This window comes from Acinetobacter sp. SFB (genome assembly GCF_001647545.1).
Classification (GTDB): domain Bacteria; phylum Pseudomonadota; class Gammaproteobacteria; order Pseudomonadales; family Moraxellaceae; genus Acinetobacter.
This window is the reverse complement of sequence record NZ_LSZH01000017.1, coordinates 19,465-43,395: the sequence shown is the minus strand read 5'-3', so window position 1 is coordinate 43,395 and position 23,931 is coordinate 19,465. Positions and strand designations below refer to the sequence as shown.

The window sequence follows — 23,931 nt, the reverse complement described above, 5'->3', positions numbered from 1 at the left end:
ATGTCCTGATCAACGTCGTGAACGTCTTGCCCATGCAAGTTCGATTTGTTTCATCCGTGTTAGAGATTCCAACACAAGGTTACGCAAGTGTCGACAAAAATCATCCATAAATAAAGTAGCTTGTTGTGATTTTCGGATCAAAACTGCATCAGTCACCAACTTAAACAGTTCAAATGATTCCTCTAGCTCGCGCCGAGAGATATTTAAGGTTAAAAAATAGCTGCGGCGCATTGAGGGTAACAGCTCTTGATAGAACTTCATCAAATAAGGATTAGCCACCATTTCGTGCTGGCGAGCCATACACTGAAAGATTAAATCATAGAATTTTTCAGTATGTCCCTGACGTGTCTCTTCATGCAATTGCTGCAATAATGCCTGAATTCTTTCGGCTTCATGAGTGCGCCAAGTTTCCGCCACACGATGAACAATTTGCCCCAATAGCAAAGCGCTCATGTCAAATAAAGCACGGACTTGTTGCGCAGACATTTCTGACACAATTGCACCACGGCGTGGATAAATTTCAATCAGTTGGGTGCGTTCTAACAGCAACAATGCTTCACGCACGGAGCCACGACTGACATCGAGTTCAGCCGAGATTCGCAACTCTTGAATACGTTCACCTTCAACCAATTCGCCACGAATAATTTGCTCACTAATATGCTTTGCAATTTGTTCGGACAAACTGTCTTTTTCCTGTTCTTGCATACTCGTCCTATCTTGTTTTTATAAGATGCAATCGAAAAATTTTCACACGTCTTGATTGACCCTGTTATTTTTACTTTGTTTTATCAGCAAAAAAAATGACATTGTCAGACAATTTTTCAGTCTTTAAAGCCAATATAAAAAAGGTGTGAACAATTAAACTGTAGCACACCTTTTCATTCTATTTTTATCTGTTATTTAAAATTAAAAATAGCTCGAAAATCCTTGATAAATAAAATATAAACCAACCGTACTTAACAGGCAAGCAAAGCATCTTTTCAGCATGGCCGGTGATAATTTATGCGCTACTTTTGCTCCAAGTTTTGCCGTAATAAAGCTCATCACACTAATGCCAATGAAAGCATAAATATGCACAAAACCAATACTATGCGGTACTTCTACCGAGGTATTCGAGCCAAACCACATAAAACCCAATGCTCCGGCAATTGCAATAGGCAAACCCCCTGCTGCTGAAGTTGCTACCGCTTTTTGAATGACGACACCATGACGAATCAAATACGGTACCGTCAAACTGCCGCCACCGATGCCGAAAATAGCCGATGCAATGCCGATACCACCACCTGCCAGCAGCTGCATTGCTTTAGCAGGCAAATGATGCGTAGGATCAACGGGTTTACTTGAACCGTTAAACATGCCATAGGCGACCCAAACTGCAAAGAATCCGATCAGTAATTGCAAGCCCTGACCTGATATATAATCAGCAATCCCGGCACCTAAAAATGAGCCCAAAGCCAACCCCGGTGCCAAATTGCGGAATACATCCCACATCACCGCACCACGTTTGTGATGTGCTGAGACAGAGCTAATTGAGGTCACAATAATGGTTGCCAATGAGGTGCCGACAGCCAAATGCATAATGACTGAAGGATCATAGTGCAGCTGCGTGAACACAATATATAAAATGGGCACAATAATCAGGCCGCCACCGACACCAAACAGTCCAGCGGCAAAACCAGCCATTGCACCAATCAATAAATATATGATTAACTCCATTATTCACATTCCACTGTTGCTTAAATTTAAATGGATTTAGAGACTCGACAACTGCAAAAAATCCTCAGCGAAGCTCATCAGCTTCCTGAAGTTTTAATACTGAAACCAGTCACGACTTCAACCAATGATGATGTGCGTGAAATTGCACTCAAAGGCATTCAAAGCGTTTTAGTCTGTAGTACGAGACAAACTCAAGGTCGTGGTCAACGTCAACGACCATGGGTTTCACCCGAAGGGAACATCTATTTAAGCACATTGCTAAATACGCGAACAGCCATTGATGGGCGGCTTGCCCTTGAAATTGCATTAAATATTCTGCAAATGCCGAGTTTAAAAAATGTGGATTTGCAAGTGAAATGGCCAAATGATCTTTATAGTACACAGGGCAAATGGGGCGGAATTCTGGTTGAGCCGCTTTCCCCGCATCAGGTGATTGTGGGGGTCGGTATCAATCTTGAACCTGTGCCGAAAGAACAGATTGACCAGCATGCCACCTCACTGCGCGAGTTAGGCTTAATGGCAATTCAGCGTACTGAATTGATCGCAGAATTATATATGGCCATCCAGCAAGCCAGTGAATGGTTTGACCATCATTGTTATAACCTGGCTGCCCGTTTTAATCACTATGCTGCTTTTAAAAACCAGGCGGTTGAGTTTGAGCATCATTCGGGGCTATGTTCAGGTATTTTCTTAGGCATTCAGGATGATGGCGCGGTCAATATTAAAACCCGTGAAGGCTTAAAACAATTTTATCAAGGGCGCTTACGTCGCTTAGAAACCTCTCTTTAGAGAAATGCAATGAAGAATTTATGGCTAGACATTGGCAATACCCGTCTAAAATATTGGATTACGGAGAATCATCAGATTATTGAACAGGCTGCAGAATTGCATTTGCAGTCCCCTGCGGAATTGCTGTTGGGTTTAATCCAGCATTTCAAAAGTCTAGATCTGCATCAGGTTGGCGTGTCTTCAGTTCAGGACAAAAAGAATAACGAACGTATCCAGAAAATTCTAAAATTTTTAGCTGTACCGGTGACCTTTGCCAAAGTGCAGGCTGAATATGCAGGTCTACGCTGTGCTTATGAAGATACCAGCAAGTTCGGTGTAGACCGCTGGTTACAAATGCTGGCCGTGGTCCATGATCCAAAGCAACACTACTGTGTGGTGAGTTGCGGAACTGCCTTAACCATTGATCTCACTGATGGCATGCAACACTTGGGAGGGTATATTCTGCCAAACCTGTATTTACAGCGGGATTCTCTGATTCAAAATACCAAGGGCATTAAAATTCCCGATGCCACCTTCGATGAGCTTACGCCTGGCCGCAATACCATTGATGCTGTGCATCACGGTATTTTATTAAGCTTGGTAAGTACCATTGAAAAGGTATTGAATAAATACCCCAGCCAACTAATTCTGACTGGCGGTGATGCGCCATTATTTGCCCAATATCTTACCCAATATCAGCCTCAAATTGAGACAGACCTGCTACTCAAAGGCCTGCAGAATTATATTTATTCCTTGGCTGAAGCCTGATCTAGTCGAATTAAATAAGGTTGTATGGCCTGCCAAACTTCAGGCAGTTCCGTACAACCTTCAGAATCAATAAAGTGTCCCTGCCATTGGGCAGAAATCAGCTCTGCATCTAGACTTTTGGCCTGCTCAATACTAAATTTTGGCGGAACATGGGCATCTCCTGCTGAATAAATCACCACACGCTGTTCAATCTGGCGTTTCAGTAATTCAAAATCAATCTGGGCTGCATCGATAAAAGGATAGACTTCTGCTAAGCGTCCCAAACGACCATTAAAACCGGCAACCAGAACCAACTGTTTAATACGCTGATGGGTTAAATTTTTGGACAAATGATCTAATGCCGCGACAGTTCCCAGACTATGTGCAATCACAATACTATTTTCATCCAGACTTCCCATCTGCTCATTTATTTGTGATTCCCACCTTGATAGCTCCGGACGCGGTGAAGGATCCAAACGCAATACTTTTAAACTGCAATGCTGCTGATCTGCAGTCTGCTGAATCCAGGGATACCAGTTTTCTTCGGGGCTGGCGGTATAGCCATGTATCACGTTTACTTGAGCCATTATTCTTGTTTCCTCTTCTTCAGCTGTTTTCGTGTGCAACCAGCTTAGTCTGAATGGAGTGATTCAATTGTTGGTCTTTTTTATAAAAATACGAATTAGAGAAGCTCTTGTTCCCCATAATTCACTCCATCACTTATTTAAAGATACGAATGGATTTTAAGTGCATTAAGGATCTAGCAAAGTTTTCAGGACATCCCAAACTTGTTTAAATTCATCAAAACCATCGCTTGGCATAAAATGCCGCGCATACTTCAGCTCTTGCATTTGGACATTCATAAATTGCCCGAGCAAGACCGATTTAAGCAGAGACACATAAGGGTCATGTCAGGAAAACAGTAAAAATCGGGTCGCAATCTATTTTTTGTAAAATGGCTATGTCTAATTTTACCTGCCGAATAAAACTCTCCAGCTCGGGCAATACAGTTAATTTATCCTTAAAACTGGCAACCAAAATCAGCCCTTTAATTTGAGTGTGGCGGAGTGTCTGAGTTAAAAAATGCAAGCGCGCCAGACCCCAGACTATGTGCCACAATAATACTTTCTGGATCTCATTTAGGTCTTTGGATCTGTAGCGCTTGTTGCCAGATTCGAAAATTAGGTGCCTTAGCTAAGGCGCGATCACCCTGCACCAGATAAACTTTGTATTGCATTTAGAGTATGTTTTTCTTCTTATATTTTGAGTTAGTTAATTTAGCTTCACACCCATGGTTTAAGTAGCGTTTTTTGTTATTCCCTTTAGGATTAAATATGCAGAGTTATTCGCATCGTGCATTTTCTGTATTGCATAATTTCAGCTATAAAAAAAGCGCGTAGAGCGCCTTTTTTACGATGAGAAGTATATTCCTACTTCTTGTCGTTTCCACCGAACAATGGTCCCATACCGCCGCCACCGCCGCCGAATTTATTTTGCATACCGCCAAGTGATTTCATCATTTTTGCCATACCCGACGGATTGGCAAATTTCTTCATCATTTTCGCCATTTGCGCATGTTGTTTAATCAGTTTATTGACTTCAACAACTTCCATACCACAACCTGCTGCGATACGTTTTTTACGGCTCGGGTTCATCAGGTCTGGATTACGGCGCTCTTTAATGGTCATCGACTGGATAATCGCTTCCATTTTTTTCACTTGCTTTTCAGGGTTCGCTTGTGCAATTGCATCTTGAATACCTGAATTGCTCATGCCAGGCAACTTGTCCAAGAAGCCCATCATGCCGCCCATGTTGTTCATTTGTTCAAATTGCATCAGCATATCTTCAAAGTTGAAGCTGCCGCCTTTTTGCAATTTTTTCGCCATTTTTTCGGCTTTTTCTTTGTCGACTTTACGTTCAAGTTCTTCGACCAAAGAAAGTACGTCACCCATCCCCAAAATACGCTGTGCCACACGCTCAGGATGGAATGGCTCTAAGGCATCAAGCTTTTCGCCCATACCCAAAAATTTGATTGGCTTACCGGTAATGGCACGCACAGATAGTGCCGCACCACCGCGTGCATCACCATCAGTTTTAGTCAGGATCACACCGGTTAAAGGCAAGGCATCGTTAAAGGCTTTTGCAGTATTTGCCGCATCCTGACCGGTCATAGCATCGACGACGAACAAGGTTTCGGTGGGTTTAATAGCTGCATGAAGCGCTTTAATTTCGTCCATCATGTCATCATCGACATGTAAACGGCCTGCGGTATCGACAATCAGAACATCAGCAAACTGAATTTTGGCTTGCTCAATAGCTCGATTGGCAATGGTAATCGGGTTCTCATCAGCGCTCGATTCCAGAAAAATCGCGCCTACTTCACCTGCAACGGTTTGTAGCTGTTTGATTGCCGCTGGACGGTAAACGTCGGCAGACACCATGGCTACTTTTTTCTTTTGGCGTTCTTGTAAGAAACGGGCAAGTTTTGCGGCAGTTGTGGTTTTACCCGCACCTTGCAAACCTGCAAGCAGAATCACCACAGGGGGTTTTGCTGCCAGGTCGAGGCTTTCATTGGCCTCGCCCATCATTTTTGTCAGTTCGTCATGGACGATTTTTACGAATGCCTGGCCGGGTGATAACTGAGTCATCACTTCCTGACCCAATGCTTCTTCCTTAACTTTCGCGATGAATTCACGAGTTACAGGTAACGCAACATCGGCTTCAAGAAGTGCCATACGTACTTCACGTAACGTATCTTTAATATTGTCTTCGGTTAGCTGCCCTGAGCCAGTAACATTTCTTAAACTCTGCGTGAGTCGTTCTGTTAAGGTATCAAACATTGCAAAATCCGCTTAAAATTGCCAGTTGCAAAAAAATCTTTCTTAAAATAGAAAATTTATGCATAAGATGCTATAGGATACTGTAGTTCACGTAGAATTTATATAAATGAATATTCAACATCCTGAAAAAGGTTTGACATGATCAGTCTCCCCTTGGTTTACACGATCTTAGCATTAATCGCTTATACCACATCTTTCTGGTATTTGTTTATTCACTTAATGTCAAAGCGTGATCCGAACCATTGGTTTGTAGGGCTCGTACTCGGTTTAGGTTTACTGCTACACGCGGGTGTTCTGTATAACGATATGCTGACCCCTCTAGGCGTAAATTATGATGTCTTCCTGTTGCTGTCATTTACCTCTGGTCTGATGTTATTGCTGAGTTTAATCTTTAGTACTTACCGCCCCATTTTGGCCCTCAATTTATTGGGCATTCCTGTTGCTGCGACCGGCTTGATTTTAGGTTTTGCCTTAAGCAAACAAAATCAGGTGATTGAACAGCACTCCTTGGGTTTGGACATTCATATTATTTTGTCTTTATCGGCCTATGCGGTTCTACTGATGGCCACCATACAAGCGGTAATTCTATGGTTCCAAAATCGTGAATTAAAAAACAAGCAAAAAAGAATCTGGGTCAATTTACTGCCTTCATTCCAAGCCATGGAATCTTTGTTGTTTGATTTAATCATTACTGGTTTTATCTTGCTGACCTTAGCTTTAGGTTTTGGTTTCTTCACCATTGAAGATTTCTTTGCTCAACACTTAGCCCATAAAACGGCCTTTAGTATTATTTCCTGGTTTGTTTATGGATCTTTGCTGATTGGTCATTACAAGTTTGGCTGGCGTGGCCAAAAAGCGATTCGCTTTACCTTAAGTGGTTTTATGCTCCTGGCAATTGGTTTTATTGGTTCTAAATTTGTACTGGAAATGATTTTGGGGAAATAAGCTCCTTATTTCCTTTTGTTTGATTTTTTCTAATAAAATGAACAACAATGATTAAATAGCCGGCTTAAAGCAAGGATCAATCAATAGAGTCAAATCAGCAAAGGCTGGACTTTTCAACAGCATGTAAGCCAATGATGATTAGATAATAAGAGTCCAACATGGAAAGGTTCTGTTTTAATTTGTGTAAATTATCTTAAACTCTGGATACTTTCGCACAAACAGATTGAGGTTCCTTAGCTCTAAGTAAATTTTGATTTTTTATTAAATATTCATTTCTTTTTCACACTTACATTCTTAACTCAGAAAAACTCAAACCCTGATAACCCTTACACATACCTATTTTTTATTGTGTAGACTGTTCATCTCAACTTCTACAAATAGGTAATTATAATGAATAATTTCAATCCAAATGACATCCAGGCACATGCTTCAGTAATTGCATCATGTGGTACTACAATAGGGAAAGTAGATCATTTAGAAGGTCAAGACTCAATTAAGTTGACCAGAAGTGATGATGAAAATAATGAACATCATATTATTCCACTCAGTTGGGTAAGTGAAATTAAAGATGAAAATGTGATTTTGAACAAAAGTGCAGAAGATGCCAGAAAAGAATGGAAAACCGTATAGCAAGCTAGTGTTTTAAGTGAATAAACTTTATTTGTTGAATTGAACAATGCCAGTCCGGTCGACTGGCATTTTAGTGTGAGGTATAAATCTAAGACGAGCTTTAAATGAACTTAAACTAATGTTCTACAAAATCTCAGCTATTGATTTTAGGTTTAGGGTTTTAGCTGTCATATCCGTACTTTAAAGAGCATTCCAAGTTTAAAGCACTCATCCCATACACATTAAACTAGAATAATATTCAATATCATTAACTTAATATAAATTAAAACTCGGAACATTTGCACAATACTGGCTTGTTAATAAGTCGGCTTCTTTATCTTCAAAAATTTAATCTTACTGTCAATAAACTGATGATCTTTATTCTGAATGAAACTTTGTAATAAGTTATTAATCCATCCAAATCAGAAAGAATGCCCAATTTCTATGGAAAATGAGTGGTTTTCGGCCAATCTTATACGCATTTGCTTACGTCAATTCAAGTCCTTTACGTCTAGGCGATTCCCCGGATATTTCCTATGATGGATTCATCAGGAACAGGAAGTTCCATACAAGAATAATAATAGATACGCACAAGGACTATAAGGTACGACAGGAGTTATACCGAGCGCACCAATACGAAAAACCCCGACGGATGTCGGGGTTTTTTATTCTCTATTTTAAATTTAAATAAGACTTGGCTAAGCAGCTAACATATGAATTGAACGCCTGAGTCGAAAATCTTGTTTACTCATTGTTCAATCTGCTCTCACCCAATCCAATTAGCAAGATACGGTTTGAGCCTAAATTTCTTTAGTATCAAATCTCTAGCTTTTAAAAAATGAGTCACTCACTGCTTTGTTAATGATTGTTAGCAGTTTTTGTGCAATAAGGCTATGAACTCGCTCACTATTGGCCAGTAGAAACATCACTTACTCCTTTATTGGTTGTTGTGCCATCAGGTGATACACGCCAAATCATATTACCCACATCATCAGCCACCAAAATAGCCCCTGCACGATCAACTACCACTCCAACCGGCCGTCCCAAGGCATCGCCTTGCTCACTTAAAAAGCCCGTCAATATATCTTGTGGCTGACCAGAAGGCTGGCCATTTTTAAACGGTACATAAATGACTTTATAGCCACTATGGGGTTTACGGTTCCATGAGCCATGCTGACCAATCAGCGCACCATCGCGATATTGTGGTATTAATTGAGCATTATAAAATACTAAACCTAAGGATGCGGTATGGTTGCCCAATGCATAATCTGGCGGAATTGCACATGCTACCCTGTCAGGGTCTTGGGGTTTCACCCGTGTATCCACATGTTGACCATAATAACTATACGGCCAACCGTAAAAAGCACCGGCTTTGACTGAAGTCAGGTAGTCGGGCACCAAGTCATTGCCAATTTCATCGCGCTCATTTACCACTGTCCATAGCGCACCACTTTGAGGTTGCCAATCCATTCCATTGGGATTACGTAGCCCGGTCGCAAATGGACGTGCTTTGCCACTGGCAATATCAAACTCCATAATCAGGGCGCGACCGGCTTCTTTATCTAGGCCATTTTCAGCCACGTTACTGTTTGAACCCACCGTAATATAAAGTTTGCTACCCATAGGGTTAGCAATCACATTTTTGGTCCAATGATGATTTAAGGGGCCAGCCGGCAAATCCAGTACTTTCGTACCGCTTGCTGTAATTTGAGTAGCACCCGCTTGGTAAGGAAAACGCATAAGGGAATCCGTGTTGGCCACGTACAGTGTATTGCCGACCAGTGCCATGCCAAACGGAGAATTTAGATTTTGTAGAAATACGGTTTTTTGATCAGCCATGCCATCACCATCGCTATCACGGAGCAAGCTAATGCGGTTGGCACTCGGATGCGATGATCCTGCACGCTTCATCACTAGTTTCATGATTTTACCTTTAATGCCCTTGCTGTCGTCCGGCTTAGCTGGTGCATCAGTTTCAGCCACCAGCACGTCTCCATAAGGCAATACATACAGCCAGCGCGGATGCTGCAGTTCTTTTGCAAAGGCCTGTACTTTTAAACCCGCAGCAGGAGTCGGCATCATACCTGCAGGCCAACCTTTGGCCGGGGCAATATTCACCGTAGGAAACAAACTTGATTTGGGTTCAGGCAGATGGGGTCTGGGACCATAGCTGTCTGTAATCGGGGACGTAGAAGATGACGCGCATCCTGTTAATGCCAATACAATGGTAGAGCCCGCTAAGGGGAGTAAAAGGGGCAGTAAAAATCGAGCAGACATTTTTTTCTCCTTATTTTTATCGCAATAGCCCTCCCTTACTTTCACCTATAAATCTCAAACTTGCTTTAGTTTTTTAGTAAAGAATAATCACCAGAGAAACTGTATGCTTTTGGCCGAATATTCAGGATTATTATTTGCTGAATAGTTAAATTGATGTTAATGAGTAAATAGGTAGGTACTATATTTGATGATGCTTTAATGATAAAAGCCACATAAAAAACCGTTAAAACGAATTCATGATATAACCATGATTTATGGAAATTTATTTAGGGGATTGCTGTAACCCAACAATGAGATTTTATAATATCATTATGATATTTATATCTTTAATTAATCCTAAGCTTTAACACGAAAGCTATTATGTTAATGATACATACTTAAATCACCGGTGTGGATTGTTGTAATTTAGGCCCTAAGCTAGACATCCCCTCTAAAAAAACGTATAACCCTGTTTTTCTTTGTACAGGTCTGACACTTTGAAACTTGTTCTTGCGCCCATGGAAGGCTTAACCGATCCTATTATGCGTGATGTATTGACGCATGTCGGCAGCTTTGACTGGTGTGTAACCGAGTTCATTCGTGTGACGGACTCTGTGCTGCCCGACCATGTTTATCACAATTACTGTCCTGAATTACTGCACGATGGTAAAACGGCCGCTGGAACACCGGTTCATGTACAGTTTTTAGGAAATAATCCTGAAATGCTGGCCGCCAATGCCATTCGTGCGGTGGAACTGGGTGCCCCTGCCATTGATATGAATTTTGGCTGCCCTGCAAAAACGGTAAACCGTCATCGTGGTGGTTCAGTTCTGCTGGATGAACCTGAAGTGGTACACATGCTGGTCAAAGCGGTGCGTGATGCTGTACCCAGTCATATTCCTGTCTCTGCCAAAATGCGCCTAGGCTATATGGACCGGAACTTTACCCTGGAAAATGCCCATGCGATTGAAGATGCCGGTGCAGCATGGGTCACCGTTCATGCCCGCACTAAAGCTGAAGGTTATACCCCACCAGCATTTTGGGATCAGCTGCAACCGATTCGTGAAGCATTGAAAATCAATGTCATTGCCAATGGTGAAATTTGGACCAATGCAGATGCCAAACAATGTCGTGTAGAATCCGGTTGTGAAGACTTGATGATAGGCCGGGCTGCGGTAACCACACCGGATATCACGCAATGTATTCGTAAAAACACAGATGAGCCTTTGATTAGCTGGGATGAACTATTGGCCCTACAAATCCGTTTCTTAAATGGTCCCTATAAAAAAGAAATCAACATGGTGGGACGCTATAAGCAATGGATTGGCATGATGTCCAAACATTATCCCGAAGCAAAAATGTTGTGGGATGAAGTAAAACGTGTAAAACGATTGGATGAAATTATTGAAAAATTAAATACAACAAAGCGTTAGAATAAAAAAGCCTTTACATGTTCAAAGGCTTTTTTATTTAGCTACTTTCTTTACGCTGCTTTAAATTTTCTACATGTATACGATTGGTTTTCCATGACTTGTCTAATATTTCTTTTTCGATCCGTAATTGGACCCGTTTCAGTTTCATTGGCGGAATAATTTCCTCTTTAAAGTTTTTCACATACTCCACCCATGCTGAACCACGAAATACATTGCTTGGCATCTCTGTTTTAAATTCGCAATCCGGCATAAATACAACGATTGAATGCAAATATTCAGGCGCAATAATATCTGCCAATACCTGTTCTAACACTTTTTGGTGTTTATAATTTTGGTGCAGTGGATTTTGAAATTTATAGCTGTTTTTAAATATTTTCTGCGTCCACATTTTCTGGCGTTCACCGCCGAAAATCCAGCCTTTATAGTTTTTCGTTTCAATAATAAAAATGCCATAGGGACTCAATAAAATATGATCAATTTGGGTCGTTCCATTTTTTTCATCCGGCAAAGTACAGTTATTTAACAGAATATATTCTGCAGTTAAAGACTTTTTTGCATGGATACTTACAGCAAATTCGCCAAATTTTCCTTTTAAAAAAGGCTTAAAGGCTTTGATGACACCTATAGCGACAAAAGCAAGAATGATCCACCAAAAGCTCGACCATAGTGGTGCAAATATCTGACTCAACATTTTATTAATCTTTATTCTTAATAAGATCTTATAATTTAAACAATTTTCTCTAATTTTAATAGAATTTCTTTATTATCCAAGCCTCCGGCAAAACCCACCAGTTTGCCATTTGCACCTACTACACGATGGCACGGCGCAATAATGGAAATTGGATTTTTGCCATTGGCGGCTCCGACTGCACGTACTGCTTTAACATTGCCAATTTGCTCGGCAACATCACGGTAACTACGGGTTTCTCCAAATGGAATAGTCAGCAGGGCTTGCCAAACCTTTTGTTGAAACTCGGTTCCTGCAAAATCCAAAGGCAAATCAAATTGCTGCCGTTTTCCCGCAAAATATTCAGTTAACTGCTTTTGGGTTTCTAACAAAACAGGATGGTCAACTTGTTCTATTAATTCTGCTAAACGGACCCGTTTAGGATTTTCATTTTCCCACAGTACCGCGACCAAGGCATTTTCATTGGCCACTAATTTTAAGATACCTACAGGAGAAGCCATTTCTATAAAAGCCAGTTTCATCGTCTTCTCCTGCAGTGAAATAAATGATCCAGAGTTTATGATGATGACAGTTTCATCAATACTAATCCAGAAATAATCAGAACCGCTGCCAGCATACGCATTGCTGATGCGGGCTCACCTAAAATAAAGATGCCGACCAAGAATGAACCGACTGCGCCAATGCCTGTCCAAATGGTATAAGCTGTGCCGAGCGGCAAGGTTCGCATGGCATAAGCCAACAAAGCAAAACTTAAAATCATAAATACTAAGGTAATAATACTGGGCGTAAGACGCGTGAAACCTTCTGAAAGTTTCATTGCATACGCCCATACAATTTCAAAAATACCGGCTAAAACTAAAACAACCCAAGCCATGACGACTATGCTCCATTTGATCAGAGTCAGGTCGTCCTGACGAATTGTCTTGGTATTGATATAAATGAGATTACACCAAGGGAGGTCGTTCCTCCTTTTATTTAAGATAATTATATAAATAATTGCTTTAAATAGGTGCGGATTTTTCATTTTTCGAGCAATTTATCGCGCTAAAAGTAGCTCAATAAAAATACGACTGGTACTCACCAATCGTATTCTTTTGATCACACTACTCATCTAAAATTTAAAACGAATACCTGCGCCATATAGCCATTCATTTTCAGAAGATGAAGACTGCTGCCAAGCTGTTTCTTCATCTCCCTTGTTATAGCCATATGCAACATCGACAAAAGGCATGACCTTTTTATTGATTTCATATCGGGTTTCCAGACCCAGTTGCGCGGTACTCAAACCCGACTTTTTGGCATAGTTTGAATCGTCGCTCAATACGATACTCACATCTAAATAAGGTTTCAAAATCAGTTTTTGGGTCAATAGCAAATCACGCTCAGTTTCCAACATAAATGACATCTGCTGATCTTGACCCATCAATAAATAGGCATCGGTCTCAAAGAAATACGGTGCCAAGCCATGAATACCTAAAACGACTCCTATTTGCTCCGAATCCACTTCACGATTCTGGTTGTTCAAATAGCGAAGACCGGCTTGTACATCCCAAAAATCACTCACCATATGGCTATATAACACTTTGGCATCATATTCAGCTTGCTGTGATTCCGCTTGATCGGCATGAACTTTGATAAAAACCTTATTTTCATCCGTACCAATTCGCGTTTCAAATTTTGACTTTAAAACACCTTCGCCATCATCATTGCGCAGCCATTTACTTTCAACCGTGCTTTGTTGATAAACCTGTCCACCATGCTCTTTAATATGTGCAGCATGGTCAGTCTCATCTGAACTGGATTGCTCTGGTTGTAGGATTTGCGGTTTTTCTTCAGCTACGGCTTGTGGTCTAGTGGCCATCTGATGATGCTGTGAATGATCTTCAGGAATGTCAGCTGACCGTTGGTTCTGTGTCTGCGGCATCGGCATAGAATGGTAGTGTTCCTGCGCAAAACTTTGTCCACTTAACAACAGGAATGAAGCACTCAATGTACGCATGGCAAATAAATTAATGATGCGCATGTGAGTCTCCTTGCTGAGCTGAATTTGGTTTAGCTGGCGTGTTGGATGGATGATTTACATCAACATTCGCTACTATCAATTTGCTCATCATACCGGCTGACATGTGATACAGCAGATGGCAATGAATGGCCCACTCACCCAGCTCATCAGCAGTCAATAATGCAGTCACGGTTTTACCCGGTGGCACAATCAAGGTATGTTTATTGGGCATATCCTGACTACTTTGACCATTTTCAAGCTGCATAAACATGCCATGCAGATGCATCGGATGCGCCATCATGCTGTCATTGATAAATTTCAAGCGAATGCGCTCACCAAACTTTACTTGTAACGGTTCAACTTCGGTAAATTTCTTACCATTGATGGTCCAGATATAACGCTCCATCGTACCGCCTAAACGCACTTCCAGTTCACGCTCTGCAGGGCGGTTATCTTTTTGCGGCGTTAAAGATTTCAAGTCGCTATATTGCAGTGCTTTATGACCTGTAGGCGTTGACGCATTAGCCCAGCCATAAACCCACTGAGCCTTGTCATCTGAAGAGGTTTTTTCTGTGCTATGTAACGCATCGCTTTGTTCAGGCTGTTTCTCAGACTCAGATTGTGCGAATGGCTGAGTGGCTTGTTGCAAATGATCCTGCATGACAGCATGATTCATTTGAGTATGAGCGAGTGTCGAATGATCCATTCCCGCCATATCATGTTTCATTGACGAATGATCCATATTTGCATGATCAGTTGATAAAGAACCATGCCCCATATCTTCCATAGTTAACAATGCGCGTGGACGCGGCTTAGGTATGTGAATCGCATGCTTCAGTGGTGAGTTTTCATTACGCAATGTGCCAATCGCAAAACCGCTGCGATCAATCGATTCGGCTTCAATTTGGTAATAATCGGCTTTCGGTTCAACAATCACATCATAGGTTTCTGCAGTACCTATACGAAACTCATCGACCGGCACAGGTTTAACAGGCTGCCCATCAGCACTCACTACAGTCATTTTTAGGTTCGGAATACTGACATCATAAAAAGACATGGCGGACGCATTAATAAAGCGTAAGCGGACTTTTTCATTTGGCTTAAACGCGCCCGTCCAGTTTTGCTCAGGCGTTTTTCCATTGATCAAAAAGGTATAACCGGTGACATCGGACAAGTCGGTTTTCAGCATGCGCATTTGATTCCACATGCCACGATCCTGCCATGTGTTTTTTAAACCTTCACGTTTGATTTGCTTCGAGACATCCGACAAAGTTTCACGCCGATTTTGATAGTACTCTGCTGACTTTTTCAGATTTTTAATGATCTGGTCACTGCTGGAGGGATGAAAATCCGACAGCATTACCACATAATCACGATCTGTTTTTTCATGCGCTGCGACTGGCTTTCTATCTTTCGGATAAATCACCAAAGCACCATACAGCCCATCCTGTTCCTGACCTTTGGAATGTGCGTGATACCAATAGGTCCCGTTTTGTCGCACCTTGAAACGGTAAACAAAATCACTTTGCGGTTTAATCCCTTTGAACTGGTTAAAACCCGGCACACCATCCATTAGGCCAGGCAGCAATAAACCATGCCAGTGAATAGAAGAATCTTTATTTTTTAGTTGGTTATGCACATGAATAACGGCATCATCGCCTTCTTCAAATTCCAAAAGCGGTGCCGGAAACTGACCATTCACGGTAATGCGTTTTAAAGGCTTTCCGGTCACATTGACCAGCTGCTCATTAATGTTCAAATGATATTCTTTCACCGCAGCAAACGCCCACGATGATGAAAGCAGACATACCCCAATCAAGAGGCTTTGATTTAATTGAATAGACATGACTTAACCTGTAATTTAAAAATAAAAAATGTTTTTTAAATCAAGATTAAGCTTTGGGAGGACGTAAAATTTGTTGTCCAAAACCCATTAAATGCTGGGCTGAATAATTAAAATTGCGCTGTGGATGTTGTTGAATATGATCAAAACTGAGTATTTCTGCAATGTCTGAATCCAGCCAGAGGATCAAACTTTGACAGTGTAACTGCACACAGTCATTACAACTGAAATGCTGTTGCTGATCCATCATGGTCTGGTGACAATCTTGCTCAGATGGTGCTATTACATGTTCCGCAGAATGCTGCGACGTGTGTGCTTGAGTACTGACTGAATCATGGCAACCCGACATTGTCGTCATGGGCATGCTATGTTTATGCTGAAGCGTCAATTCACTCATCATTTGCTGATGCATGGATTTGGCGGATGCAAAGGCAACACTACTCCACCCGATGGCAAAAGCCATCAGCAGCACAAACCAAGCCTGTTTGCGTAATGAAGTCAGCAAAGAATTATCCTTTCACCAGTCTAGAATATATAAATTATTTTACTTTGATTGAGATCAAACAGCATAACCAAGATCCAAGTTATACACAATTTTTTAAATTTATACTCAACAATTCATAGTTCACTATTTTTGTGTGTATTAAAACAATAAAGTTATTTTTTAAACAGGCTTATTTATAAGCATGGATTAATAAACAACCATATTTTTGAATAGCTTAACCCATTAAAAAAGGACTCAATTGAGTCCTTTTCATACATTTAATGTCTAATTATTAAACTATTGTTCTATAATCGTTTATAAACTAATCAAGTTATCCATACAGTTATCTACACAGATATCCATATGGTTATCCATAAAGTTATCCACAACTTAGCTTCAATTAATTAGAGATTATTAGATATTTACAGCGCCTACTTTTGCAAGTTCTGCCCGCATTTCATTAATCACAGCTTGATAATCCGGTTTTCCGAAAATGGCTGAACCGGCAACAAACATATCTGCACCGGCCTCTGCAATTTCACGAATATTGGCAGGAGTTACACCGCCATCTACTTCTAAACGGATGTCACGGCCTGAAGCATCAATGATTTTTCGCGCTTGACGAAGTTTATCTAAAGTCATTGGAATAAATTTTTGCCCGCCAAAACCCGGGTTGACACTCATCAATAGCACTTGATCGACTTTATCCAAAACATAGTCCAGATAATGCAAAGGTGTTGCCGGATTAAAGACCAAACCGGCTTTCGCACCACCGGCTTTAATCAACTGTAATGAGCGGTCAATATGATCGGTTGCTTCCGGGTGAAACGTAATAATGTCTGCACCGGCTTCCAGAAAATCATCAATCATACGATCGACAGGCGAAACCATCAAATGCACGTCAATTGGTGCCTGAATTCCATATTTTTTTAATGCCTTACATACGCCTGCACCAAAAGTCAGGTTAGGCACATAATGGTTATCCATCACGTCAAAATGTACGACATCTGCACCAGCAGCGAGTACATTTTCGACTTCCTCGCCTAAGCGGGCAAAGTCAGCAGATAAAATTGATGGTGCAATTAAATATGGCTTGGACATGGGGAGAACCTGGCTATGGATTTGAATTGATTTTTCCCATTATAACAAATTGAACCTAGCTGCTGTAATCCAATCCAGCTTCGATACTATTTATTCAGCATTCCAAAACTGCGACATTGCGTTGCATTATTTAACTTTAGCTATTTTTAAAATTTGTTATGTTAATCGCACAACACAAGGTAAATGAGAATGAAAAGCAATACTCACATCGCGACTCCAGAAGCTAGCCGTATCGCCAAGCGCTTACTCAATCACTGGAAACATAAATTTGAAGTAGCTGAAACTGACGGCGATTTTAGTATTTTTATGCCGGATGCGACCGTAAAGCTGATGCCACAACCGGAACAGTTATTAGTATCCATTGACAGCCCCTTAGAAGACTTAAGCAGACTGGAAAAAGTGGTGCTTGATCATTTAAGCCGTATGGCTCAACAAGAATTTACCGCAACATGGCAGCATCAATAAAAAAAGGGAGAATCAGATTCTCCCTTTTTTGAATTAAATATTATGCTTCAAGTTGCACAGCATGAAATTGTAAATGGTCATCAATAAAACTTTGAATAAAATAATAACCATGATCATAGCCTGCGTGTTCACGCAAAGTCAGTGACTGTCCCACTTCCGCACAAGCCTGTTTAAATAATGCCGGATTCAATTGCGTGTAAAATTGATCCTTTAAACCTTGATCAATCAGAATCTCTTTGAATAGCGCACCTTTTTCTTGAATCAAGGCAGTGGCATCATGCTTTAACCATTCATTCCGATCTTCACCCAAATAATTCGAAAAGGCCTTTTCACCCCACGGGCATTGGCTTGGTGCACAAATCGGCGCCAAAGCAGAAACTGACTTAAATTTTTCTGGATATTTAAATGCCAGAGTTAATGCCCCATGTCCGCCCATGGAATGGCCGAAAATACCGATCGAATCAGCTTGGATGGGGAAATTTTCAGTGATTAAATCATACAGCTCATCCGCAATAAAGCTGTCCATTTGATAATGTTCAGCCCACGGCGCTTGGGTTGCATTGATATAAAATCCTGCCCCTTGACCGATATCCCAAGAATCGCCTTGTGCAACCGGCTCCCCTCTTGGTGAAGTATCTGGACTAATCAGGATCAAGCCCAGTTGAGTTGCCAAGCGTTGCGCATGGGCTTTAATACTAAAGGTTTCCTCAGTACAGGTCAGACCGGCTAAATAAAAAAGTGCTGGACAGGGCTGTCCCCTTAAAGCTTGAGGTGGCAAGAAAATACCAAACTTAGCTTCGCCCTTTAGCCGCTTGGAATTAAAAGCATAAAAGCGCTGTTCACCATCAAAGCATCGGTTATGTTGGATTAACTCCATGTCTATTTTCCTTATTGGGTTTGAACACTTAATTGTGGTGTTTCTTTTTTCATATCTATTTGAATTTTAGCCGGAAATAAGCGCTGCTCCAATTGCGGCAACATAAATTCCATATTTTTTCCAATCGACCATTGCGGTTCAGAGGGTTCAAAACCTTGCGCCTTTTCCCATTGCGCCACAGTCTCTTTGCTTTGTTCAAATGCGGCACTGATTGAAGTCTGCTCACGCATAGACTGATCAAAGAAAGCCCGTCCAAAATAAGTATAATCAGCTTCGTTCGAACAGCCAAAGGATGCGCGATCGGCAGCAGAAGCGGTAATGATTAAGGTATTGTCATCTTGCAAGGCAGGAACAAAACTGCCTGAATAACATGCAGAAATGACAATCACGCGCCAACGAATTCCCGATTTATCCAATGTATCTTTTAGCCATTTTGGATCGACGTCGTTTAAATCTATGGGTGCATTTTCCATTTCAAACTGATTTGGCAAGCCATGCGATGTCATATATAAAAATAATACATCACTTTCACGATTCATTTGCTGTCCAATACGGCGTAAAGCCATTTCCATACTGGTACGTGAAGCAATTGGCGTTTTAGTGCGTGTTGCAGGATTATTGACTAATATGAGTGAGCGACCAAAAGTTCCAAAGCGGGTATCAAACTGTTCTTTAATTCGCTCGACTTCCGATTTAAAAACGTCTTGATAGCCTGCGCCTGCTACGCCTAAAAAGTACCAATGCGATTGGGCAAATTCACCATACTGAACGGCTTCAAGAGATTTACTCAACACTCGACTTTGTGCGTAAAAGGCATCTTCGGCAAACGTTGGCGGACTTTCTTCCACTTTCCAGATCGGTTGGCCTTTGACCGACATTTGCCAGACTACGAGGGTAAACAGCGTTGCCGCGACAATCAATCCCCGCTCCCACCACGGCCACTTTAATTCACGTGAAAAAACCCAGACCACAGCCAGACTTTGCCAGACAAACAGCACCATGAAAATCATCGGTAGATAATCATAAAAGATGTAAGGCAATACGTCGATATAACCTAGATACTGAATCAGACTTTGCAATAAGGCGATATGGGTATCCAGTACCAGCCACAATAAGGCAGGCACCAGCATCAAACGCAGATTATTAATACGTTGCGAAAGGAAAATGCCGACAATCAGTGCAATAAAAGGCCATAAAGCATAACTGATCAGGCCTTGAGGGTTAAAGTCCCCCACTTCCCCTGAACTTAACCAACTAAATAAACTGTTGGCACTGCCGCCTAAAATCCCCCAAAAAATCAGCTGTAAAATTGAGGGGCGAACAATTTGTAAAGACCGACGTGATCCCAAAAAGAGCCACATCCCTGCAGTTTGGTTGCTTTTAAAATCATGCCAAAAATTGATGGAGGGTTTGAAGTCGATCATAGGATTTAGGGTTAGCTGTAGCTCGCTGATTCACAATGTAAGTTTATGCTTGATGGAAGTTTTATCAATGCTGCTTTGGCACTATATAACAAATTAATGTTCAATATTGAAGCAATTACCAAACTACTTTACAAGATGCTGCTGAAAGTAGGCATCAAAACGACACGCATCGCCTTGCCACTGATGATTGGGTTCTTGACTCGCCAAATATACCGCTAAACGAGGCCGCTTTACTATCACTCGTTTTGCTATTTTTTGTGCCAAAATCAATAAATTATCACCCAAATCCATTTCACCATCTTCAGGTAACAACATATGCAGTAATTGCATCTGTTTTTTGACTTGAGCCTGTTTTTTAATTGCTTGCTGGTTTTGATCGCGTTGTGGAAACATCGGATCCAGATAAACCACATCTACGATATTACTCTGCTCAGCTTGCTGAATCAGGTAATCGGCTGAATCAGAGAAAATCAGATCAATCCGTGCAACCACTGAACTTAAAAAAGGATCATGTTCAGCCTGACTTTTAGTATCTTCAAGCAAGGTAAATAAGATGGGATGTCGCTCAACCAAGGTGACATCAGCACCTAAATGTGCCATCAGCAAACTGTCATGCCCCAATCCCGCGGTCGCATCGATCAAGTTTGGTTTTTCCCCCAGATTACACGCTCGTGCAATCATTTCAGATTTCAAGGATGCTCTTTTTAAACGTGGCACCTCCGCTTTCCAGTCCGGTTGCATTTTCATGCCATTGGCACAGAGCCAAAGACCGGATTCATCTACGCATAAAGCCAGCTCTGGATGAAAACGTAAAAATCGGGTATTGAGCTTTTCAATAATTTCAAGATTTACCATCACCCCACGAGAAGAAAGCACAGCAGAATACTGCTGTGCTTTCTGTTGAAATTCTGGTTCTACAAATAAGCGGATCTCGCTTACCATAATTTCCAACCTGTAAATGCAAAGAGCAAGATTAAAAGCCCCGAGGCAATACGATACCAGGCAAAAACCATAAAATCACGTTTTGCGACATAGGCCACCAATACACGAATTAGAATCAAAGCCGAAACAAATGACACTATAATTCCTGTTGCAAGAACTATCCAATCTTGGGTGTTTTCGAATACATGGTAGCTTTGATACAGATCTAACAGGCCTGCACCAATAATTACCGGTATGCCCAAGAAGAAAGAAAACTCAGTGGCCGCTTTACGCGATATGCCCAGGAACATGGCACCAATAATAGTTGCACCAGAACGTGAAGTCCCAGGAATTAAAGACAGCACCTGGATTAAACCAATCCAGATCGCTTCTTTATAGCTAATGTTCTCGACTTCTTCAGCATTGACTACTGGCGGATGTTTTTCAATCCAGATAATAATGAAACCACCCACGATCAAGCCAATCGCAACGGCAATATCATTAAATAATAATTCTTTGACTGCCTGTCCAAAAGTCAGACCAATCAATACGATTGGAATAGAAGCCATGATCAGGCTAAATCCCAAATGGCGCCCTTTGGGTTCGCCGGTAAACATACCCGTTGCCGCACCCCACAGACGAGCCCAGTATTCATAAATCACTGCTGCAATCGCGCCCATTTGAATGGCAATCACGAACACATCACTTTTTTCTTTGGTCCAGAAATTCATTAACTCTGAAGCGAGAATTAAATGCCCGGTACTTGAAATAGGTAGAAATTCGGTAATACCTTCTACAATACCCATAATTGCCGCTTTCAGCAGCAGTAAAAGATCCATAAAAAATCCTAATTATGTTTTGCCTTGTTCTGGAATTTTTTTCCAAGCGTTATCACGTAAATACACAGGTAATGCCAGCTCGGCACTGACCCATTTTTTTTGCTCGACATCTGCGCGCGCAATGGTAGCAATATCTTGCGCAGTCGCACTTAAGTCTTTGTATTGTATTTGTTCAGGCTTAATTAAAGCTGAACCGGGGCCTACCAGTTCAAATTTAACCGCTTGACTGGCATCATCGTAATTTAACAGTTGTTCTTCATCCACAGCCTGCATAATGCCCTGTGAATCAACTTTAAAACTCGCAATATACACTTCTTTCATCCGTGCATCGAGTACCGCTGTCACGGCGGTTAAACCTGCAATGCGATATGCCGACTGTGCCAAGGCTTGCAAGGTTGAAACAGGAACGACTGGAAGATCATTTGCCCATGCCAATGCCTGAGTGACCGCTGCATTAATCCGCACGCCGCTAAACGAACCGGGACCCCGGCTAAATGCAATTGCAGTTAATTCAGATGCAGATAGACCAAGCTGGGTAAATGCCTGATCAATCATTGGGAGAATTGTTTGCGTTTGTGCTTTTGCTCGCGCATCTAATTGGAAAAATAATTCTTGGGTTTCATCTACAATAGAGACGGAACACTGCTCATTGGCAGTTTCCAACGCCAGCAATTTCATGCACGACCTTAATTAATTTAAATGTAAAAAACGAGGCATATGATACTCCACTCATCCGCACTAGGCGAGATTTTCCATCTGGGGAATACAAAAAAGCCAAGCATTTGCTTGGCTAAATAACGTCATCAAATTATAGTTCAACTGTTTCTAAGTTCTGAAAATTCTTAAAATGTTCTGCGTAATGCATGGCACTCATTTTTAGTTTAACTTCAGCAGTTGCATCTAAAGTTTTGACGATTTTCCCGGGCGAACCCATCACTACAGAATTGTCTGGGATGACCTTGCCTTCAGGAATTAATGCATTTGCCCCGATGATGCAATTTTTACCAATTACGGCATGATTTAAAATGACCGAATTAATCCCAATTAACGTGTTATCGCCCACAGTACAGCCATGCAACATCGCTTGATGCCCAATCGTGACATAGCTACCAATATGCATCTCAATGCCCGCATCGGTATGTAACACGGCATTTTCCTGAACATTGCTAAAATCACCAATCTTGATTTTGCTGTTATCGCCACGGATCACTGCACCAAACCAGACACTGACCTGCTTGCCAATTTCAACTTGACCAATCACCGTCGCATTGTCTGCAACCCAGCCATCCCAAGGCTGATGTGTTGCTTGAGGTGCATAGCCATTAAATTTGTACATCATGCTGTGATATTCCCTTATCTGTTGCGTTTAATCTTATTGCTATGAAAAGCTGGAGAATTTAATAAAAATGGCCATTCTTTCTGATAATTTAAACCATATTGAAATAGTGATATCAACATCCGTGCGGTTAAGCCCCAAACAATTTCATTTTCCACCCGTAGACTGGGAAAATATAAAGACTGATGCGCATAACGTACTTCATAAGGAATGGGCGGTGCCTTCATTAGACTACTCAGGGATACAAAGAAAATACGATCAATTTCACTCGGTTGACCAATCAAATTGACTTCAGGCGGAATCAACCCCACCACAGGTTTGACCAGCATGCCATTACGTGCTTTTTGCATCGGCAAATCACCGATCAATTGCACATCAAATGGGTTTAATGCCGTTTCTTCATAAGCTTCACGTAATGCCACCACAATATTACTGGTGTCTTGCGGGTCTCTTTTCCCTCCTGGAAATGAAACCTCTCCGGCATGATTCGATAAATAGATTGAGCGTCGAGTAAGCAGAACTTTTGGATCCGATTCATCTGTAATCGCAATTAATACAGCAGCATGTGCCGGTTTTGTCCTGGTGGAAAAACGCAATCTTTGCTGTAACGATTGTATTAATGAATGGTCATCCATAC

At 41.4% G+C, this 23,931-nt stretch carries 26 protein-coding genes; 6 read left to right on the top strand and 20 right to left on the bottom strand.

Features of this window, described 5'->3' with window-relative positions:
• Window positions 1-9 precede the first annotated feature (9 nt).
• The gene (locus tag AY606_RS14400; protein ID WP_067870162.1) at window positions 10-705 is read right to left on the bottom strand and encodes a GntR family transcriptional regulator; all 696 of its coding nucleotides are present in this window, start codon (window positions 703-705) and stop codon (window positions 10-12) included.
• Window positions 706-906: 201 nt separating this feature from the next.
• Window positions 907-1,716 carry a sulfite exporter TauE/SafE family protein gene (locus AY606_RS14395; RefSeq protein WP_067870160.1) on the bottom strand — a complete coding sequence of 270 codons (810 nt, stop codon included), beginning with the start codon at window positions 1,714-1,716 and terminating at the stop codon, window positions 907-909.
• 30 nt (window positions 1,717-1,746) lie between these two features.
• On the opposite strand from AY606_RS14395, the gene AY606_RS14390 reads away from it, so the two are divergent.
• Entirely contained in the window at window positions 1,747-2,505 is a 759-nt protein-coding gene (locus tag AY606_RS14390) for a biotin--[acetyl-CoA-carboxylase] ligase (protein WP_067870158.1), read from the top strand.
• A gap of 9 nt (window positions 2,506-2,514) precedes the next feature.
• Window positions 2,515-3,252, top strand: coding sequence for a type III pantothenate kinase (locus AY606_RS14385; protein WP_067870156.1), 738 nt, complete (start codon window positions 2,515-2,517; stop codon window positions 3,250-3,252).
• On the opposite strand, the gene AY606_RS14380 is transcribed toward AY606_RS14385, so the two are convergent.
• The 3 genes from AY606_RS14380 to ffh form a co-directional block, all read right to left on the bottom strand.
• Entirely contained in the window at window positions 3,231-3,818 is a 588-nt protein-coding gene (locus AY606_RS14380; protein WP_067870155.1) for an RBBP9/YdeN family alpha/beta hydrolase, read from the bottom strand. The two genes, AY606_RS14385 and AY606_RS14380, sit on opposite strands and share 22 nt — an antisense overlap.
• A 165-nt stretch (window positions 3,819-3,983) precedes the next feature.
• Window positions 3,984-4,130: a hypothetical protein gene (locus tag AY606_RS16220; protein WP_155858228.1), complete on the bottom strand. Its 147-nt coding sequence runs from the start codon at window positions 4,128-4,130 to the stop codon at window positions 3,984-3,986.
• Between the two features lie 531 nt (window positions 4,131-4,661).
• A complete protein-coding gene (gene ffh, locus AY606_RS14375; protein ID WP_067870153.1) occupies window positions 4,662-6,071 on the bottom strand; it encodes a signal recognition particle protein in 1,410 nt (469 codons plus the stop codon).
• Between the two features lie 138 nt (window positions 6,072-6,209).
• Between ffh and AY606_RS14370 the strand changes: the two genes are divergently transcribed.
• Window positions 6,210-7,016 carry a cytochrome C assembly family protein gene (locus tag AY606_RS14370; RefSeq protein WP_067870151.1) on the top strand — a complete coding sequence of 269 codons (807 nt, stop codon included), beginning with the start codon at window positions 6,210-6,212 and terminating at the stop codon, window positions 7,014-7,016.
• Window positions 7,017-7,406: 390 nt separating this feature from the next.
• Window positions 7,407-7,646, top strand: coding sequence for a DUF2171 domain-containing protein (locus AY606_RS14365; RefSeq protein ID WP_067870149.1), 240 nt, complete (start codon window positions 7,407-7,409; stop codon window positions 7,644-7,646).
• Window positions 7,647-8,531: 885 nt separating this feature from the next.
• Here the strand turns inward: AY606_RS14365 and AY606_RS14360 are convergent.
• On the bottom strand, window positions 8,532-9,902 hold the full coding sequence (locus tag AY606_RS14360; RefSeq protein WP_067870147.1) for a PQQ-dependent sugar dehydrogenase: 1,371 nt from the start codon (window positions 9,900-9,902) through the stop codon (window positions 8,532-8,534).
• A 476-nt stretch (window positions 9,903-10,378) separates the two neighbouring features.
• On the opposite strand from AY606_RS14360, the gene AY606_RS14355 reads away from it, so the two are divergent.
• Window positions 10,379-11,314: a tRNA dihydrouridine synthase gene (locus tag AY606_RS14355; RefSeq protein WP_212838748.1), complete on the top strand. Its 936-nt coding sequence runs from the start codon at window positions 10,379-10,381 to the stop codon at window positions 11,312-11,314.
• 37 nt (window positions 11,315-11,351) lie between these two features.
• Here AY606_RS14355 and AY606_RS14350 read toward each other — a convergent pair whose 3' ends face one another.
• The 7 genes from AY606_RS14350 to rpe form a co-directional block, all read right to left on the bottom strand.
• Window positions 11,352-12,005 carry a nuclease-related domain-containing protein gene (locus AY606_RS14350; protein ID WP_067870143.1) on the bottom strand — a complete coding sequence of 218 codons (654 nt, stop codon included), beginning with the start codon at window positions 12,003-12,005 and terminating at the stop codon, window positions 11,352-11,354.
• Window positions 12,006-12,040: 35 nt separating this feature from the next.
• Window positions 12,041-12,523, bottom strand: a complete 483-nt coding sequence (locus tag AY606_RS14345) for a methylated-DNA--[protein]-cysteine S-methyltransferase (protein WP_067870141.1) — start codon at window positions 12,521-12,523, stop codon at window positions 12,041-12,043.
• A gap of 35 nt (window positions 12,524-12,558) precedes the next feature.
• On the bottom strand, window positions 12,559-12,876 hold the full coding sequence (sugE, locus tag AY606_RS14340) for a quaternary ammonium compound efflux SMR transporter SugE (RefSeq protein ID WP_067870139.1): 318 nt from the start codon (window positions 12,874-12,876) through the stop codon (window positions 12,559-12,561).
• Window positions 12,877-13,113: 237 nt separating this feature from the next.
• A complete protein-coding gene (locus AY606_RS14335) occupies window positions 13,114-14,025 on the bottom strand; it encodes a copper resistance protein B (RefSeq protein WP_067870137.1) in 912 nt (303 codons plus the stop codon).
• A complete protein-coding gene (locus AY606_RS14330; protein WP_067870135.1) occupies window positions 14,012-15,850 on the bottom strand; it encodes a copper resistance system multicopper oxidase in 1,839 nt (612 codons plus the stop codon). The genes AY606_RS14335 and AY606_RS14330 overlap by 14 nt, the downstream gene beginning before the upstream one ends.
• A gap of 46 nt (window positions 15,851-15,896) precedes the next feature.
• Window positions 15,897-16,352, bottom strand: coding sequence for a hypothetical protein (locus AY606_RS14325; protein ID WP_067870133.1), 456 nt, complete (start codon window positions 16,350-16,352; stop codon window positions 15,897-15,899).
• Window positions 16,353-16,745: 393 nt separating this feature from the next.
• Window positions 16,746-17,432: a ribulose-phosphate 3-epimerase gene (rpe, locus tag AY606_RS14320; protein WP_067870131.1), complete on the bottom strand. Its 687-nt coding sequence runs from the start codon at window positions 17,430-17,432 to the stop codon at window positions 16,746-16,748.
• Between the two features lie 189 nt (window positions 17,433-17,621).
• On the opposite strand from rpe, the gene AY606_RS14315 reads away from it, so the two are divergent.
• Entirely contained in the window at window positions 17,622-17,897 is a 276-nt protein-coding gene (locus tag AY606_RS14315) for a DUF2218 domain-containing protein (protein ID WP_067870129.1), read from the top strand.
• A gap of 40 nt (window positions 17,898-17,937) precedes the next feature.
• On the opposite strand, the gene fghA is transcribed toward AY606_RS14315, so the two are convergent.
• The 7 genes from fghA to AY606_RS14280 form a co-directional block, all read right to left on the bottom strand.
• Window positions 17,938-18,774, bottom strand: coding sequence for an S-formylglutathione hydrolase (gene fghA / locus AY606_RS14310; protein WP_067870126.1), 837 nt, complete (start codon window positions 18,772-18,774; stop codon window positions 17,938-17,940).
• Window positions 18,775-18,785: 11 nt separating this feature from the next.
• On the bottom strand, window positions 18,786-20,198 hold the full coding sequence (locus AY606_RS14305) for a C13 family peptidase (protein ID WP_067870125.1): 1,413 nt from the start codon (window positions 20,196-20,198) through the stop codon (window positions 18,786-18,788).
• Window positions 20,199-20,321: 123 nt separating this feature from the next.
• The gene (locus AY606_RS14300; protein WP_067870122.1) at window positions 20,322-21,140 is read right to left on the bottom strand and encodes a class I SAM-dependent methyltransferase; all 819 of its coding nucleotides are present in this window, start codon (window positions 21,138-21,140) and stop codon (window positions 20,322-20,324) included.
• Complete coding sequence (locus AY606_RS14295) at window positions 21,134-21,958, bottom strand: undecaprenyl-diphosphate phosphatase (protein ID WP_067870120.1); 825 nt, start codon at window positions 21,956-21,958, stop codon at window positions 21,134-21,136. Before AY606_RS14295 ends, AY606_RS14300 begins: the two co-directional genes overlap by 7 nt.
• 12 nt (window positions 21,959-21,970) lie before the next feature.
• A complete protein-coding gene (gene tsaB, locus AY606_RS14290) occupies window positions 21,971-22,636 on the bottom strand; it encodes a tRNA (adenosine(37)-N6)-threonylcarbamoyltransferase complex dimerization subunit type 1 TsaB (protein WP_067870118.1) in 666 nt (221 codons plus the stop codon).
• A gap of 130 nt (window positions 22,637-22,766) precedes the next feature.
• The gene (locus AY606_RS14285) at window positions 22,767-23,297 is read right to left on the bottom strand and encodes a gamma carbonic anhydrase family protein (RefSeq protein ID WP_067870116.1); all 531 of its coding nucleotides are present in this window, start codon (window positions 23,295-23,297) and stop codon (window positions 22,767-22,769) included.
• A gap of 14 nt (window positions 23,298-23,311) precedes the next feature.
• Complete coding sequence (locus AY606_RS14280; protein ID WP_067870114.1) at window positions 23,312-23,929, bottom strand: NUDIX hydrolase; 618 nt, start codon at window positions 23,927-23,929, stop codon at window positions 23,312-23,314.
• Window positions 23,930-23,931 lie beyond the last annotated feature (2 nt).

Excerpts from the sequence above, each read along its gene's own strand:
- tsaB (WP_067870118.1), bottom strand. The coding sequence starts at position 22,636 with ATGAAATTGCTGGCGTTGGAAACTGCCAATGAGCAGTGTTCCGTCTCT.
- AY606_RS14400 (WP_067870162.1), bottom strand. The coding sequence starts at position 705 with ATGCAAGAACAGGAAAAAGACAGTTTGTCCGAACAAATTGCAAAGCAT.
- AY606_RS14385 (WP_067870156.1), top strand. The coding sequence starts at position 2,515 with ATGAAGAATTTATGGCTAGACATTGGCAATACCCGTCTAAAATATTGG.
- AY606_RS14300 (WP_067870122.1), bottom strand. The coding sequence starts at position 21,140 with ATGGTAAGCGAGATCCGCTTATTTGTAGAACCAGAATTTCAACAGAAA.
- AY606_RS14350 (WP_067870143.1), bottom strand. The coding sequence starts at position 12,005 with ATGTTGAGTCAGATATTTGCACCACTATGGTCGAGCTTTTGGTGGATC.
- AY606_RS14380 (WP_067870155.1), bottom strand. The coding sequence starts at position 3,818 with ATGGCTCAAGTAAACGTGATACATGGCTATACCGCCAGCCCCGAAGAA.
- rpe (WP_067870131.1), bottom strand. The coding sequence starts at position 17,432 with ATGTCCAAGCCATATTTAATTGCACCATCAATTTTATCTGCTGACTTT.
- AY606_RS14345 (WP_067870141.1), bottom strand. The coding sequence starts at position 12,523 with ATGAAACTGGCTTTTATAGAAATGGCTTCTCCTGTAGGTATCTTAAAA.
- AY606_RS14280 (WP_067870114.1), bottom strand. The coding sequence starts at position 23,929 with ATGGATGACCATTCATTAATACAATCGTTACAGCAAAGATTGCGTTTT.
- AY606_RS14305 (WP_067870125.1), bottom strand. The coding sequence starts at position 20,198 with ATGATCGACTTCAAACCCTCCATCAATTTTTGGCATGATTTTAAAAGC.
- AY606_RS14395 (WP_067870160.1), bottom strand. The coding sequence starts at position 1,716 with ATGGAGTTAATCATATATTTATTGATTGGTGCAATGGCTGGTTTTGCC.
- ffh (WP_067870153.1), bottom strand. The coding sequence starts at position 6,071 with ATGTTTGATACCTTAACAGAACGACTCACGCAGAGTTTAAGAAATGTT.
- AY606_RS14330 (WP_067870135.1), bottom strand. The coding sequence starts at position 15,850 with ATGTCTATTCAATTAAATCAAAGCCTCTTGATTGGGGTATGTCTGCTT.
- AY606_RS14370 (WP_067870151.1), top strand. The coding sequence starts at position 6,210 with ATGATCAGTCTCCCCTTGGTTTACACGATCTTAGCATTAATCGCTTAT.
- AY606_RS14285 (WP_067870116.1), bottom strand. The coding sequence starts at position 23,297 with ATGATGTACAAATTTAATGGCTATGCACCTCAAGCAACACATCAGCCT.
- AY606_RS14390 (WP_067870158.1), top strand. The coding sequence starts at position 1,747 with ATGGATTTAGAGACTCGACAACTGCAAAAAATCCTCAGCGAAGCTCAT.
- fghA (WP_067870126.1), bottom strand. The coding sequence starts at position 18,774 with ATGGAGTTAATCCAACATAACCGATGCTTTGATGGTGAACAGCGCTTT.
- AY606_RS14360 (WP_067870147.1), bottom strand. The coding sequence starts at position 9,902 with ATGTCTGCTCGATTTTTACTGCCCCTTTTACTCCCCTTAGCGGGCTCT.
- AY606_RS14295 (WP_067870120.1), bottom strand. The coding sequence starts at position 21,958 with ATGGATCTTTTACTGCTGCTGAAAGCGGCAATTATGGGTATTGTAGAA.
- AY606_RS14315 (WP_067870129.1), top strand. The coding sequence starts at position 17,622 with ATGAAAAGCAATACTCACATCGCGACTCCAGAAGCTAGCCGTATCGCC.
- AY606_RS14335 (WP_067870137.1), bottom strand. The coding sequence starts at position 14,025 with ATGCGCATCATTAATTTATTTGCCATGCGTACATTGAGTGCTTCATTC.
- AY606_RS14365 (WP_067870149.1), top strand. The coding sequence starts at position 7,407 with ATGAATAATTTCAATCCAAATGACATCCAGGCACATGCTTCAGTAATT.
- sugE (WP_067870139.1), bottom strand. The coding sequence starts at position 12,876 with ATGGCTTGGGTTGTTTTAGTTTTAGCCGGTATTTTTGAAATTGTATGG.